Annotated in this window: 15 protein-coding genes; 8 read left to right on the top strand and 7 right to left on the bottom strand. The window is 70.9% G+C overall.

Annotated features, from left to right (window positions below; all coding sequences use genetic code 11):
* Positions 1-20: 20 nt before the first annotated feature.
* Both CXQ92_RS13090 and CXQ92_RS13085 read right to left on the bottom strand, forming a co-directional pair.
* Positions 21-2,183 carry a PhoX family phosphatase gene (locus CXQ92_RS13090; RefSeq protein ID WP_104168112.1) on the bottom strand — a complete coding sequence of 721 codons (2,163 nt, stop codon included), beginning with the start codon at positions 2,181-2,183 and terminating at the stop codon, positions 21-23.
* A 110-nt stretch (positions 2,184-2,293) separates the two neighbouring features.
* Complete coding sequence (locus CXQ92_RS13085) at positions 2,294-3,325, bottom strand: o-succinylbenzoate synthase (protein ID WP_104168111.1); 1,032 nt, start codon at positions 3,323-3,325, stop codon at positions 2,294-2,296.
* An 86-nt stretch (positions 3,326-3,411) separates the two neighbouring features.
* Here CXQ92_RS13085 and CXQ92_RS13080 point away from each other — a divergent pair, with 86 nt between their 5' ends.
* The 3 genes from CXQ92_RS13080 (at position 3,412) to CXQ92_RS13070 (ending at position 6,187) form a co-directional block, all read left to right on the top strand.
* Positions 3,412-4,329, top strand: coding sequence for a phosphatase PAP2 family protein (locus tag CXQ92_RS13080; protein ID WP_146067468.1), 918 nt, complete (start codon positions 3,412-3,414; stop codon positions 4,327-4,329).
* 106 nt (positions 4,330-4,435) lie between these two features.
* On the top strand, positions 4,436-5,584 hold the full coding sequence (locus tag CXQ92_RS13075; protein ID WP_104168109.1) for a zinc-dependent alcohol dehydrogenase: 1,149 nt from the start codon (positions 4,436-4,438) through the stop codon (positions 5,582-5,584).
* Positions 5,585-5,593: 9 nt separating this feature from the next.
* A complete protein-coding gene (locus CXQ92_RS13070) occupies positions 5,594-6,187 on the top strand; it encodes a hypothetical protein (RefSeq protein WP_104168108.1) in 594 nt (197 codons plus the stop codon).
* 134 nt (positions 6,188-6,321) lie between these two features.
* Here CXQ92_RS13070 and CXQ92_RS13065 read toward each other — a convergent pair whose 3' ends face one another.
* On the bottom strand, positions 6,322-7,551 hold the full coding sequence (locus tag CXQ92_RS13065; protein ID WP_104168107.1) for an MFS transporter: 1,230 nt from the start codon (positions 7,549-7,551) through the stop codon (positions 6,322-6,324).
* A 117-nt stretch (positions 7,552-7,668) separates the two neighbouring features.
* Here CXQ92_RS13065 and CXQ92_RS13060 point away from each other — a divergent pair, with 117 nt between their 5' ends.
* The 4 genes from CXQ92_RS13060 (at position 7,669) to CXQ92_RS13045 (ending at position 11,125) form a co-directional block, all read left to right on the top strand.
* The gene (locus CXQ92_RS13060; RefSeq protein ID WP_104168106.1) at positions 7,669-8,262 is read left to right on the top strand and encodes a sulfite oxidase-like oxidoreductase; all 594 of its coding nucleotides are present in this window, start codon (positions 7,669-7,671) and stop codon (positions 8,260-8,262) included.
* Positions 8,259-8,975, top strand: a complete 717-nt coding sequence (locus CXQ92_RS13055; protein ID WP_219815723.1) for an FAD-binding oxidoreductase — start codon at positions 8,259-8,261, stop codon at positions 8,973-8,975. The genes CXQ92_RS13060 and CXQ92_RS13055 overlap by 4 nt, the downstream gene beginning before the upstream one ends.
* 12 nt (positions 8,976-8,987) lie before the next feature.
* Complete coding sequence (locus CXQ92_RS13050) at positions 8,988-9,293, top strand: DUF6510 family protein (RefSeq protein ID WP_104168104.1); 306 nt, start codon at positions 8,988-8,990, stop codon at positions 9,291-9,293.
* A 122-nt stretch (positions 9,294-9,415) separates the two neighbouring features.
* Positions 9,416-11,125, top strand: a complete 1,710-nt coding sequence (locus CXQ92_RS13045; RefSeq protein WP_104168103.1) for an HNH endonuclease signature motif containing protein — start codon at positions 9,416-9,418, stop codon at positions 11,123-11,125.
* A 246-nt stretch (positions 11,126-11,371) separates the two neighbouring features.
* On the opposite strand, the gene crcB is transcribed toward CXQ92_RS13045, so the two are convergent.
* From crcB to CXQ92_RS13025, 4 genes are read right to left on the bottom strand one after another with little or no spacing between them, the layout of a single operon-like run.
* A complete protein-coding gene (crcB, locus tag CXQ92_RS13040) occupies positions 11,372-11,767 on the bottom strand; it encodes a fluoride efflux transporter CrcB (protein ID WP_104168102.1) in 396 nt (131 codons plus the stop codon).
* A complete protein-coding gene (locus CXQ92_RS13035; protein WP_258069905.1) occupies positions 11,764-12,237 on the bottom strand; it encodes a CrcB family protein in 474 nt (157 codons plus the stop codon). Before CXQ92_RS13035 ends, crcB begins: the two co-directional genes overlap by 4 nt.
* Complete coding sequence (locus CXQ92_RS13030) at positions 12,230-12,976, bottom strand: dienelactone hydrolase family protein (RefSeq protein ID WP_104168101.1); 747 nt, start codon at positions 12,974-12,976, stop codon at positions 12,230-12,232. Before CXQ92_RS13030 ends, CXQ92_RS13035 begins: the two co-directional genes overlap by 8 nt.
* On the bottom strand, positions 12,973-13,380 hold the full coding sequence (locus CXQ92_RS13025; protein ID WP_104168100.1) for a DUF1801 domain-containing protein: 408 nt from the start codon (positions 13,378-13,380) through the stop codon (positions 12,973-12,975). Before CXQ92_RS13025 ends, CXQ92_RS13030 begins: the two co-directional genes overlap by 4 nt.
* Positions 13,381-13,561: 181 nt before the next feature.
* On the opposite strand from CXQ92_RS13025, the gene CXQ92_RS13020 reads away from it, so the two are divergent.
* On the top strand, positions 13,562-14,098 hold the full coding sequence (locus CXQ92_RS13020) for a GNAT family N-acetyltransferase (RefSeq protein WP_104168259.1): 537 nt from the start codon (positions 13,562-13,564) through the stop codon (positions 14,096-14,098).
* Positions 14,099-14,191: the final 93 nt, after the last annotated feature.

The following is a 14,191-nucleotide window of genomic DNA, read 5'->3' as shown; positions in this document are numbered from 1 at the left end:
CGGCGTCGGGGTGTCAGTGCCTACTTGGCGTCACGGCCGCCCCGGGTCTCGTTCGGGTTGCCCTTGGGGCGCGGCTTGCCGGGCTGCCGTCCGCGCCCCCGGCCCGAGTGGTCCTCGTCGCGGCGACCCTCGGACGCCTTGTAGACCTGGACGACCGACGGGCGCGGCAGCGCGGCGTCGCCCTTGCGGGGGCTGCCGCCCAGGGGCACGTAGTCGGGGAAGAGCGAGGCCTGCGCCTCCCAGCTGCCGTCCTCGCCGGGGTGCTGCACCGCGACGAAGACGGTGCCGTCCTGGTCGTGGATGATGGGGCCGCAGGTCTCGGCGTCGCGGGGGACGGCGAGGAACTGCTGCACGCGGCCGCGCTCGGCACCCTCGAGTCCCACCTTGAACAGGCCGTCGGCGAAGCCGATGGCGCTCGGCTGGCCGTCCGTCGAGATCCACAGGTTGCCCGCCGAATCGAAGGCCACGTTGTCGGGGCAGGAGATGGGGGAGACCTTGTCCGTCGGGTAGCCCGCGAAGTAGGTGGTGGGGTTCCGGGCCGGATCACCGCAGACCAGCAGCAGGTTCCACGTGAAGCGCGTGCCGGTGGCATTGCCGCCCGTTTCCGTGAGCTCGACGACGTGCCCGTCACGATTCGCGGTGCGGGGGTTGGCCTCATCGGCGACGGCGCTGGTACCGACGCCGCGGTTCGTGTTGTTGGTGCACGCCACGTACACCTTGCCGGTCCGCGGGTTCGGCTCGACGTCCTCGCACCGGTCCATCTTGGTGGCGCCCATCTTGTCCGCGGCGATCCGCGTGAAGACGGACACCTCGGCAGCGGTCATGCCCGCGACCACGGACGTGTTGTCGACGAGCAGCGGCAGCCACTCGCCCACGCCGTCGAACGCGCCGTCGGACGGGAGCGTGCCGGTGCCGTTGATCTCGGCCACGGAGTTGCCCTGGAAGCGGGCGACGTACAGCGAGCCCTCGCTCAGCAGCGTCATGTTGGCCCTGCGCGCAGCAGGGCTGGTGCCCGGCTGGACCTTCTTCGTGGACACGAACTTGTACAGGTAGTCGAAGCGCTCGTCGTCGCCCATGTAGGCGACGACGCGCCCGTCGGCGGCGACGGTCACGTTCGCGCCCTCGTGCTTGAAGCGTCCCAGCGCGGAGTGCTTCCTCGGCGTCGACGTGGGATCGAACGGGTCGACCTCCACGATGTAGCCGAAGCGGTGCTTCTCGTTCTCGTAGCCTGCGTTGCGGGTGTCCCAGCGCGGCTCGTCGATCTCCCAGCCGCGCGCCGTCGGCTTGCTGGTGATGCCGTAACGGCGGTCGCCGTCGCTGGTGCCGGCAGCCACGAAGTAGCCGTTGAAGTTCTCCTCGCCGGAGAGGATGGTGCCCCACGGCGTGGTGCCGCCGGCGCAGTTGCCGAGGGTGCCGAGGATGGTGCGGCCTGCCGGGTCGTCCCTGGTCTTCAGCAGGTCCGATCCGGCGGCCGGGCCGGTCACCTCATAGGGGGTGGTGGTCAGGTAGCGCCGGTTGAGCGGGGCGCCCTGGACATAGGACCATGGCTTGTTCCTGTTCCTGCGCTCGAGTTCGACGACGGACAATCCGTGGGCCGCCTTGCCGATGCCGCGGACCTCAGCCGCGGGCGTCGTCGGGGGCACCATGATGTTCTCGTTCGTGTACTCGTGATTGGCGAACAGCACCGCACGGCGGCCCTTGCTCCCGGCGATCTCGAGGACGTCGGTGTAGTCGCAGTTGTAGCCGAACTGCAGCGCCTGCGCGGCGGCGGTCTGGTTGTTCGCGTCGAAGTCCGGTGACGTGCGGAAGAGCGGATCGCCCCACCGGATGACGGGCTTCCAGCCGTAGCCCTGCGGCACGGTCATGTCGTCGACCAGCGCGTCCACGGGCGCGATGGCGTTGAAGGCCAGTGCGTTCGACCCCGCGCCGCCGGGGGCGGCCTGTGCTGAGCCCGCACCGGTCTGGCCCGCGACGAGGAGCGTGAGGGCACCTGCCGCTCCCGCGCCGAGAGCGCTGCGGCGCGAGAATTCGCGCGAGACGATGTCGCGGAAGTAGTTGTTGCCCGACGTGTTGCAGACGGCGTCGGCGCAGGCGTTGTCACACTTCAGGGCGCACGTGACGGCGCTGCGCTTTCCCTTGGTGTGGCCGAGCATGGGCAGCAGGCGGCGCGCGGTGTCAGTCATGGGGGTACCTCTCGACAGGATGAGCAGTGTTCCACCTCACCCTGTCGAGGGCAGCTGAACAGCCGCGGTGCCCGCCGGTGAACCGCCGGTGAACGGGACCGGAACAGGCATCAGCGCTGCCGGCCCGCGGCGAGCACCCCGTGGCACCGTGCCAGGCGGTCCAGCCACCAGCGCCGCCGGTCCTCGCCGGCCGCGTAGCGTTCCAGCCGCTCCTGGGAGACCTCGACGTCCCGCACCGGGAGGGACCCGTGCTCGGGGACGAGGGAGGTATCGGTGACATCGCCGGCCATGAGCGAGACCGTGGCGAGGCCGCACGCGTACGGGAGTGCCGGGAGCGCGGCGGCGAGGGCCACCCCGGCGCGGATGCCCACGGAGGTGTCGAGGGCGGAGCTGACGACGGCGGGCAGCCCGGCGCGGTCGATGATGTCCAGGGCCCGCCGCACGCCGCCGAGCGGCGGAGCCTTGATGACGAGGACGTCGGCGGCGTCCTCGCGGGCCACCCGGAGCGGATCGTCCTGGCGCCGCACGCTCTCGTCGGCCGCGACGAGGACCGTCTCCCCCCGGCGGCGCAGTTCGAGCCGGACCGTGCGGAGCCCGGGGATGTCCGCCACCGGCTGCTCCACGTACTGCAGGCCGAACCGGCCGAGGGCGTCGAGGGCCCGGAGCGCCCCGCCCACGTCCCAGCCGCCGTTCGCGTCGATCTTGATGCCGGCCCCGGGAAGGAGGCGGCGCACCTCGGCGACCCGGGCGACGTCGTCGGCGAGTGACTGCCCCCGCTCGGCCACCTTCACCTTGACCGCGCCGACGTCCCCGAAGCGGGCCAGCACCCCCTCGACATCGGCGGCACCGACGGCCGGCACCGTCGCGTTCACCGGGACCGCGGACCGCACCGGGTCCGGGAAGCCGTGCCAGGCCGCTTCGAGGGCGCCTGCGAGCCACGGGGCGGATTCGGTGTCGTCGTACTCCAGGAACGGGCAGAACTCCCCCCAACCGGCCGGCCCCCGGACCAGCAGGGCCTCCCGGACGAGGACGCCGCGGAACTTCACGCGCATGGGCACCGAGACGATCCGCGCGGACGCGGCCACCTCCTCGAGGGCCGGTAGGGGAAGGGCGTCCGGCAGGGGCGGGTCCGAGGTGTGCACGCCCTCAGGCTACGGGAGCTGCCGGCCTCCTCGGAGGTCACAGGACGGTGACGGAGCCGGACGCATCGTGTGGAACGATGGACGGGATGACGTCCCAGCGAACCTCCACCGGATCGGCGCGGGCAGCACGCTCGCCGCTGTTGTTCGTGCTGGCCGCGGTCTTCTGCGCCTCGGCGCTCGGCTGGACCTACTGGGCCTTCGTCCGGACCACCAGGGGCCAGTTCGCGGACGAATCCGCCTGGCGCGAGGCCGACGTCGCCGCGCCCGACACGCAGCTCCCGTTCCTGCAGTTCCTCGACACCCTGCCGCTCGTCTCGGTGGTCGTCGCTGCCGCCGCCATCCTGTTCGTGGCCGTGGTGCGCCGGCGGCTCGCGGCCGCGGTGACCGCCGTCGGCGTCATCCTCGCCGCGAACCTGACCACGCAGCTGCTCAAGAACATCGTGTTCGACCGCCCGGACCGGGGCGTGGCGACACTCGCCTTCAATTCATTACCCTCCGGGCATACGACGCTCGCAGCCTCGGCGGCGGCCGCCGTCTTCATCATCGTGACCCCGCGGTGGCGGCCGTTCGCCGCGGCCGCCGGCGGGTCCTATTCCGTCCTGGCGGGCGCGGCCACGTTCTTCAACCTCTGGCACCGCCCGGCGGACGTCGTCGCCGCGCTCCTCGCCGTCGGGACCTGGACGCTCATCGGCGGCCTGATCATCATGCGGACCGGCGACCACTGGAACAGCTGGCACGGCTACAACGCACACTGGGCCTCCTGGCGCGGCTGGCTGGTGGCGTGCTGGGTGCTGGGGATCGGTGGCCTGGCGCTGTCCATGGTGCTCTACCTCTCCGTGCTGGCCCTCGGTCCGGCCCCCGAACCGGGCACCGCCGACGTCCCGCTGTTCTTCTGGTGGGGGCTCACCTGGATCATCGGTGTCGGCTTCACCCTCGCGGGCGCCGCCGGGTGGTTCTTCTCAGCGCAGGCCCGCGTGTCCGCCCCCGCACGCACCGCCCACTAACACCCCCGCCGCCGCCGCGCACGTCCTTTTCGGTGGGTCCGCCCAGCGTTGCCCCGCCGCAGCGGTGGTGCAACGCTGGCCGGACCAGCGACGAGGGAGACGTCCGATGAGAGCCATGGTGTACCGCGGCCCGTACAAGATCCGGGTCGAGGAGAAGCCGATGCCGACGATCCAACACCCGAACGACGCCATCATCCGGGTGACCACGGCCGCGATCTGCGGCTCGGACCTGCACCTGTACCACGGCCTCATGCCGGACACGCGGATCGGCCACACGTTCGGCCACGAGTTCATCGGCGTCGTCGAGGAGGTGGGCCCGTCGGTGCGGAACCTCACGCGCGGCGACCGCGTGATGGTGCCGTTCAACGTCTACTGCGGGTCCTGCTACTACTGCGCCCGTGGGCTGTTCTCCAACTGCCACAACGTCAATCCGAACGCCACGGCGGTGGGCGGCATCTACGGCTACTCGCACACCACGGGCGGGTACGACGGAGGCCAGGCCGAGTTCGTGCGCGTGCCGTTCGCCGACGTCGGACCGACGATCATCCCCGACTGGATGGACAGCGAGGACGCGGTGCTGCTCACGGACGCCCTGGCCACCGGGTACTTCGGAGCGCAGCTCGGCGACATCGTCGAGGGTGACACCGTGGTGGTGTTCGGCGCAGGACCCGTCGGGCTGTTCGCCGCCAAGTCCTCATGGCTCATGGGTGCCGGGAGGGTGATCGTCATCGACCACCTCGAGTACCGCCTGGAGAAGGCACGCGTCTTCGCGCAGGCCGAGACCTTCAACTTCGCGGAGTACGACGACATCATCGTGGAGATGAAGAGGACCACGGACTACCTCGGCGCCGACGTCGTGATCGACGCCGTGGGTGCGGAGGCGGACGGCAGCTTCCTCCAGCAGGTCACGGGGACCAAGCTCAAACTGCAGGGCGGCTCCCCCGTGGCCCTGAACTGGGCCATCGACTCCGTGCGCAAAGGGGGCACGGTGTCCGTCGTCGGAGCCTACGGCCCGATCTTCAGCGCCGTGAAGTTCGGGGACGCGCTCAACAAGGGCCTGACCCTGCGCATGAACCAGACGCCGGTGAAGCGGCAGTGGCCGCGCCTGTTCGAGCACATCCGGAACGGCTACCTCAAACCCAATGACATCGTCACGCACCGGATCCCCCTGGAGCACATCGCCGAGGGATACCACATGTTCTCGGCGAAGCTCGACGGATGCATCAAACCGCTCATCATCGCGGACCCCAGCTAGGAGACCCCCATGTCCTCATCGACGCCGTCCACCCCCTACGTCGCGAACAAGCCCAGGGACATCCCCAGCGCCGAGGCCCTCCGGGCGAGGATCCCGGGCTGGGGCGTGGACCTGGACCCGAAGGACCGGCCCTCCTATCCGCGGGAGGTGTTCGATCCGGCCGGCACCGGTGCCCACTGGGACTACCCGGAGGAGCAGCAGGGCCGGGAGGGCCGTGAACGCTCGATCGAGCACGGACAGCTGACACCGGTCTTCGGGACGAGCGCGCCGCTGCACGGCGTCTCGGGGAGCATCCGGCGGTACGCCTACCGGTACGGCGAGGGGCGGGCCGCCCACTGGCTCATCCTTCTGGCCGGCGACCGTGTGGACGCCTGGGGTGCGCATCTGAGGTCGTTCGCCTCGCTGCGCCCGGACAACCCGGTCACCGAGACGGGCATCCTCGCGGAGCGGCGGCGGCACGGGATCGCGTCGCGCGTCGGCAGGAAACGCGTGGACGTCAACCACCTGTGGATCGACCCGATCGTCGTCGCCGGCCCCTGGGTGGCCGCGACGGCGGGGGCGGCGCTGGCGGCGCGGGCGATCGCCCGCAGGGCGCGGCGCTGAGGCCGGCGGCACCGCGACTCCTCCCACTGCACGACGACGGCGGGTGGGCATGGTCGAACAGTCCCCCTCCCGGCCCTGCTGCACCGGGAGGCATCGCTCGATGCGGCAGGACCCGGACGCCCTGACGCCGCGGGTCAGCGCCGGGAACGCACGGGTGCGGCCGACCCCGGGGCCGCCCGCGGGATCCAGTACCAGAGGACCCCGGCCCCGAGGAAGCCGAGGACGGCCGTCGCCCAGATGCCGGCCGACAGGGTGGCCAGGGCGGTCACGAGGGCGAGCAGCCCGGGGCCGGTCATGGTCCCCACGTCCGTGAACAGGCGCCAGATACCGAGGAACTGCGGACGGCCGGGCGAGGGTGAGAAGTCCGCGCCGAGCGTCATGACGATGCCCGAGCCGATGCCGTTCCCGAACCCGATGAGCAGGGCCACCAGGAGCAGTCCGGTCGCGTCCCCGGTGAGCGGCAGGAGCGTGAGCGCGACGCCCATGATGAGCATGCAGGGGACCGCGATCCACCGGCGGCCCCGGACGTCCATGACCTTGCCGGACGGGTAGAAGATCAGCATGTCGATCGCGCCCGACAGTCCGTAGATCAGCGCCGTCGCCGAGGCGTCCAGGCCGATGTTCTCGGCCCACAGCGGCAGGACCGCCTGCCGGGTGGCCCGTACCGCCGCGATCAGCAGGACCCCGATCCCGACGGTGAGGAAGATCCGGGCGTGGCTGCGCATCATGGATCGCACCGTCGGCGGAGCCAGTGCGGCCTCGATCGGCGTCCGAACCGTCATCGCGATCCGCCCAGGGGCGTCGAGTTCGGGGACACGCCAGCTCAGGGCCGCCGCGGCGAGGCTCGCCACCCCGCCCACCCAGTAGGCGCCGTCGAGCCCGAGGGCGCTCATGGCGAGGGCCGCCGCGAAGGGCCCCGCGAAGACCCCGATGCGCGTGACGCCCCCGAGCGTGGACAGCGCGCGGGCGCGGAAGTACGCGGGCACGGCCTCGGTGAGGTAGCTCTGGCGCGCGAGCCCGAACACCGCGCCCGCCATGCCCACCATGAAGACGGCGGCCGCGAAGACGGGCAGCGTCGGGGCCGCGAGCGCGAGGAACATGGCCGCCGCGCACCAGAGCGCCGCTCCCACGAGGGCCTTGCGTTCGCCGAACCGCGTGGCGATCAGCGTCGCGGGGACATTGGTGACCAGGGAGCCGATGCCGGAGAGCGTGATGACGAGGGCCGCCGTCGCGACGTCCGCGCCGAGATCGCGCGCCGTCAGCGCGATGACCGGCAGGATGGCGCCCGTGGCGACCCCGTACAGGAGCGACGGGCCGTAGGCCCCCACTGCGATCGCACGGAGGTCGAAGGTTTCCTGGGGCACCCTTCCACACTAGTGGGCAGGGCGACCGCCCGTCGTCCCGGTCTGGACAGCATCGGGCAGGTGCACTATTTTGTCGTACCATCGACCCGGCGCGCCCTACCCCGGCGGGAGTATCGCATGGCTATACCTACCTCAGGCTTCACCGGCAGGCGACAGAACCGGGACGCGAACCTCCCGCCCGGCCAGTACCTCACCGATGGTTTCCCCGTGCTGTCCGCGGGTCCCACGCCCCACGTCGTCCTCGCCGACTGGACCCTGCAGATCGCCGAAGGTCCGCGCACGATGCACCAGTGGACGTGGGAGCAGCTGCAGGCACTCCCCCAGGAGGACATCACCACCGACATCCACTGCGTGACGCGCTGGTCGAAGCTCGGGACCAGCTGGCGTGGCGTCTCCCTCGACACCCTGTTCGAGGACGTGGAGTCCGAGGCCGAGTACGCGATGGTGCACTCCTACGGCGGCTACACGACGAACCTCCCGCTGGACGACCTCCTCGACGGCAAGGCGTGGATCGTCCACGAGTTCGACGGCGAGCCCCTCCCGCCCGCCCACGGCGGCCCCGCGAGGCTGCTGGTCCCGCACCTGTACTTCTGGAAGAGCGCCAAGTGGGTCAGCGGGATACGCCTGATGGACCAGGACCTGCCCGGTTTCTGGGAGAGCAACGGCTACAACATGTACGGGGACCCGTGGCGCGAGGAACGCTACTGGTGAGGCGGACGTGGCAGGACGTCGAGGTCAGCGCGGTCCGCCCCGAGACCGCCCGCGCGCGGACCGTGAGGCTCCGCTTCCCCGACGTCGTCACCGGCGTGCCCGGCCAGCACGTGGACCTGCGGCTCACCGCCGAGGACGGCTACCAGGCGGTGCGCTCGTACTCCGTGGCGGCCTGGGTGCCGCCCCGCGAGCTGGAACTGACGGTCGAGGAGCTCGACGACGGCGAGGTCTCTCCCTTCCTCGTCGGCGTCCTGTCGGTGGGCGACCGGCTGGAGGTCCGCGGCCCGGTGGGCGGCTGGTTCACCTGGACGCCGGACCTCGCCGGTCCGCTGCAGCTGATCGCCGGAGGCTCGGGCGTCGTCCCGCTCATGGCGATGCTCCGCTCGCACGCCGAGGCCCGGGCGATCGCACCGGCGCGACTGCTCTACTCGGTGCGCAGCCCCGACCATGTCTTCTACCGGGGTGAGCTCGCCGTGCTTGGGCAGGAGGATCCGCAGGTGACGATCGACATCGCCTACTCACGCGAGGCACCCGACGGCCGGGCGGCCGGCCGCCTCACGCACGAGGCCGTCACGGCGTCCTGCTTTCCGCCGGACGAGGCTCCGGCCGTCTACATCTGCGGCTCGACGGGCTTCGTCGAGGCCGTCGCCGCGTGGCTCGTCGAGGACGGGCACGACGCCGGCCGCATCCGCACGGAGCGGTACGGCGGCTAGGAAAGGACTGCCATGGACAGCACGGAGCAGTACCACCCCGACCAGGACCACCTCGACGGCAACGCCCTCGCCGGGGCGCTCGACCAGTTCGTCTCCGACCTCACGAGCGCGGAGTGCAGGTGCGCGGGCTGTGGCTCGTCCGGCCCGCTGGCCGCTGCGCTGCTCTACACGAATGCGCCCGGCATGGTGCTGCGCTGCCCTACGTGTAGGGCGGTGCTGCTCTGTTTCACGGACCAGGGCGATCGTCAGATCCTCACCGTCGACGGCGTCCGCCACCTGGTGATCGACACGGACCGAGAGGCACGACGCATCACGTAGCGATCACCACCCGTACCCCGGTGTGCACCGTGCGGAGTCCGATGAAGGTCAGGGTCCCACTACCCCTCCACAATGGCACCCCCGCCTCGATTAATCGAACACGCGTTCGATAATATCAAGTCATGGCCATCACATCGATCACCCGCTCCTCCCGGCCGGGATCCTCCCTGGAGGAGGCTCGTACCGTCCTCGGCGACTGTGCGCTCGGCCTGGCCCAGTACCACCACCTCCTGTCACGGCAGGACGCCCTCCGGTTCGTCGTCGATGTGGAGCAGGTGTCGAAGGTCGTCGACCACCTGCAGGTCCTCGCCGCCCGGGTGGCGGATCACCATGGCCTCTTCTCGGCACAGGGCGGCGGCCCCGGCGCATCCGGTCCTGCAGAAGCTGCTTCGGTGGCGCAGGACCCCGGGGTCACGTCATCCAGCTCGGCCGGTTCATCCAGTTCATCCGGTTCATCCGGTTCATCCAGTTCATCCAGTTCATCCAGTTCATCCAGTTCATCCAGTTCATCCAGCTCGTCCAGCTCGGCCGGTGATGCCGGTCATGGGTTCAGGAACTGTGCGGATTTCCTTCGGGAGACGCTGGGCATCAGCCGTACCGAGGCGAGACGTCGTCTGCATCTGGCGGCGGTCGTGCTGCCGAGCTTGTCACCCACCGGGAACCCGCTCCCTCCCCGGCTGGAAGTGCTGGGGGAAGCCGTGAACTCCTTCGTCATCAGCGCGCGTGCCGCCACCGTCGTGGCGCAGGCGATCGAGCGGGTGCAGTCCTTCGCGACGCCGGATCAGCTTGCGTCGATGGAGCAGCACCTCACCCGGCAGGCGGTCGAGTCCGACGAGGACATCCTCCGCGTCCTGGCGCGCCGCTGGGAATCAGTGCTGGACCAGGACGGGCAGGAACCCACGGAGAAGGTGCTTCGGGCGCGTCAGGGCGTCTTCCTCAAGGGACGACGCCATGGATTGCAGGTCCTGGAGATCGGCGCCACGGACGAGCAGTTCGAACAGCTCGCAACCGTCATGAATGCAGCCGCCAACCCGAGAGGATCCTCGGGGCATGCCGAACACCCGGTCGGCGGCGTAGTACTTGAGGTGACAAACCGGCAAGCACCCGGGTCAGCACGGGAGTCGGCTCCCGGGTCAGCACCCGCTTCGCAGGAGCCGTCGGTCGATCGCGGTGATCCGACCCGGGCGCAGCAACTCCTCGACGGTCTGGTCTCGGCCTGCAGGATCGCCTTGTCGACCGGCGGCCTGCCCGCGACGGGTGGGCATCGTCCACAGGTGATGGTGACCATCGACTACCAGGACCTGATCGGCGAGACCGACCGGGCCGGCGATGCCGTCTTCTCCGGACAGGTCGATGTGCGGACCATCAGGAGGCTGGCCTGTGACGCGGACATCATGCCGTTGGTCCTGGGCGGCGACGGGCAGGTGCTCGACGTGGGACGTGCGCAACGCCTGTTCCCACCACATCTCCGGCGAGCGCTCGTCGCCCGGGACAAGGGGTGCGCGTTCCCGGACTGCTCCATTCCGGCCAGCTGGTGTGAGGCACACCACCTGACACCGTGGTCGCAGGGTGGCGTGACCAGCGTCGACAACGGGGTGCTGCTGTGCTCGCGTCACCACCACGTCATCCATGAGGACCCGTGGACCGTCGAATCGCGTGGTGGCATCCCGTGGTTCACCCCGCCGGCTCATCGACGACGAACCGGCAACCCCCGAAGGAATCTGTACTGGCAGGCAGGGCGTACAGTTCGCGGCGAACTCGCCGCTACACCTGCGGACATCCCGACCCACCAGCCACCCGTTTCCGACCTGACGGATACGGGTGCTGGATGACGAGGGCGGCATGACCCGGCCGAATGATCCGGGGCGGCATGACCCGGGCGGCATGACCCGGGCTCGCTCCGGCCGACGGACTGCGAGCGCCGCGGTCACTGCGCCACCCTGGCGCCGGCCCTTCGGTCCTGCCTGCCTGTCCGCTTCGGCCCCGCCCGCCGACGGACTTCAGCTCCCGCCCATCAGCTTCGGTCCGTCCGGCGGTTCGGCCCGTCCGGCGGTTTCGGCCGCGCCCGCCGACGGACTTCAGTTCCCGCCCAGCCCGGCCACGAGGAAACCTACCCACAGACCCGACGCGGCTGCCGCGAGCGCCGCCAGTGCCGTGCCCGCTCCCGCGAGCACTGCGGCGCCGATGCGGTCCGCCTGCAGCAGACGGACCGTTTCGCTGCTCGCCGTGCTGAAGGTGGTGTAGCCGCCGAGGAAGCCGCCGCCGCAGATCAGGATCCACTCGGGCGTGAGGACACTGACCATCCCGAGCGCGGTGAGGAGACCGAGCAGGAATGAACCGGTGATATTGACGGTCATGGTCCCGATGGGGACCACGCCCCGGAGTGGGGCCCGGATGACGCCGTCGAGCACGAAGCGTGCCACCGCGCCCACCCCGCCCGCGACGCCGAGCGCAAGCACCACCCCGACGCTCACGCCCGCCCTCCGGCGAGACCTGACGACCGACGGCGGACCAGGCTGCCCGCCGCGATCCCGAGCACCGTCGCCCCGAGCCCCACGAGGACGGACACCGCGAGGTACCCCAGTCCCGCCGCAACCCGTCCGCCGCCCACAAGGAGCGCGGAATCGACGGCGAGCGCGCTGTAGGTGGTGAAGCCGCCGAGGAATCCGGTGCCGAGGAGGAGCCGCAGCCCCCGGCGCCGGCCCGCATCGGGTCCCCTGCGTGCCAGGGCCTCGAGGAGCAGACCGAGGGCGAACGCTCCCGCGATGTTGATCAGGAAGATCCCGACCGGCAGACCCGCAGGGGTCGGGAGGACCTCGGACAGCCCGAACCGCGCGAGGGTCCCGCCCATGCCGCCGAGGAACACCAGCCCGAGGTACCCGGGCCGGAGGTGGGGTGGTGCCTCACCCCGAGGGTGACGGCCGGGGCCCTGCGGATCAGGCAACGTACCGGGCGAGGAAGTCCAGGGTCCGGGCCCATGCGTCCTGGGCCGCTTCGGGGCGGTAGGCGAAGCGGTTCGAGTCGTTGAAGAACGCGTGCCCTGCCCCCGGGTACACCGCGGCGGTGAAGTCGACGCCCGCCTCCGCCATCGCCGTCTCGAGTGCGGGCAGGCCGGTGATCAGGCCCTCGTCCTCCTCCCCGTAGAAGGCGAGGACGGGCGCCGTGATGCGGGACAGCTCCTCGCCGGAGAAGTCCGCGTGACCGTAGAACGGCACGCAGGCGAGCAGACGCGGCTCGTGGACGGCGAGCGAGAAGCTGTAGGTCCCGCCGAAGCAGAACCCGGTGATGCCCACGCGTCCTGCCACCTCGCCGTCGTCGTGCAGGAAGGTGAAGCACGCCCGGACGCGCTCCGTGGTGAGCGCCCCGAACGCGGGATCCCGCAGCGGTGCGAGAAGGGCGCGGAACGTCGGCTGTGCCTCGTTGCGCGTCTCCTCGTCCGGCCCCATGAGGGCCTCGCCGAGCCGCGCGCCGTCCTCCTCCGCGATGCCGTGATCGGCCAGGAGATCAGGGGCGACGACGACGTAGCCTTCGCGGGCGAACCGGTCCGCGACATCGCGGGTGTGGGAGACGAGCCCCCACACCTCGTGGATGAGGACGAGGCCGCCCCGCACCGGTCCGTCGGGTCGCGCCACGTAGGCCGAGAGGGGGCCGGTGGTGGTCGGGATGTCCTGGAGCGGGCTCATCCGCCTAGGTTTGCACGCTTGGTGATGCTGCGCCAACCGCCGGCGCGGTTGTCCGCGATGATGGCCCGGAAGATCTCCCGGAGTGCGTCCTCGTTCACGGGACGATCCTCGTGGAGAGCGATCGTCCGTCCGGTCACATTGCCGTGGCCACCCGTGATGATGCCGTGCGGATCGGGCGCGAGGCCGCCGTCGTAGAGGAAGACGTTGACGTGGTCCCTGGCGGCGAGGAGGGCACACACGTTGCCCTGGAGCACGAAGTAGGGCTGGCGGGTGCGCTTGATCGTCTCCTCGACGTCCGGATCGGCCTCGTGCACCAACCGGCGGACGGTGCGGCAGATCTCCTGCTGCCAGCCGGGCAGCGCGGCGATGTAGTCGTCGATACGGGCATCAGGGGCTCCGGCCATGGGGACAGTCTGGCAGCGCGGAAAAGCGGCCGGAAGGGCCGGTATCCCCTGGGCGTGCGCGAAGTCGGCCGCGTCCGTGGGCGTCGCCTCACGGATGGCCCGGGTCCCGTCCGTGCGTCATCCTCTCCGCCGCTTCCCGCCCTGACCGGTGGCACCGGGCACCGCGGACTACAGTTACCGGGTGCCCCCACCCACCTTCCCATCAGGCGTGAGCCTGCGCCCCTTGAGGGCGACGGACGCGGCCGCACTCGCACAGGCGTACCGGGACAACCGGGAGCACCTCGCGCCGTGGGAACCCCTGCGGGAGGACGGCTTCTTCACCGAGGCGGGCCAGGCGGAGCAGATCGCCCGGCGGCTCGAAGGCCGGGCGGCGGGCACCGACATGCCGTGGGTCCTGGCGACGGAGGAACGGATCATCGGCACGATGACTCTCTCCGGCATCGTCCATGGTCCGTTCCTCAGCGCCCATGTCGGCTACTGGGTGGCCCGATGGATGCAGGGTCGGGGCGTCTGCTCGACGGCCCTGCAGGACGTGCTGCGGCATGCCCGGGACGAACTGGGACTGCATCGCGTCCAGGCGTCCGTCCTGCCGCACAACACCGCGTGGACGACCGTCCTGCGACGGGCCGGATTCACGCTCATCGGGACGGCGCCGTCCTACCTCCGCATCGCCGGGTCCTGGCAGGACCACCTGCTGTACCAGCGCATCCTGCACTGATCGGCAGCCCTCCCGGGCCGGCGCCGACCCCGTCCGTTCTTCCGCTTCCCCTTCGGCGATCGGGACGCGAGGACGATCGCCGCGGTGGACGAC

The organism is Arthrobacter sp. SX1312 (assembly GCF_002929295.1).
Taxonomy (GTDB): domain Bacteria; phylum Actinomycetota; class Actinomycetes; order Actinomycetales; family Micrococcaceae; genus Arthrobacter_D.
Note: the sequence above shows the minus strand (reverse complement) of the source record. Positions and strands in the feature narration are given on the sequence as shown.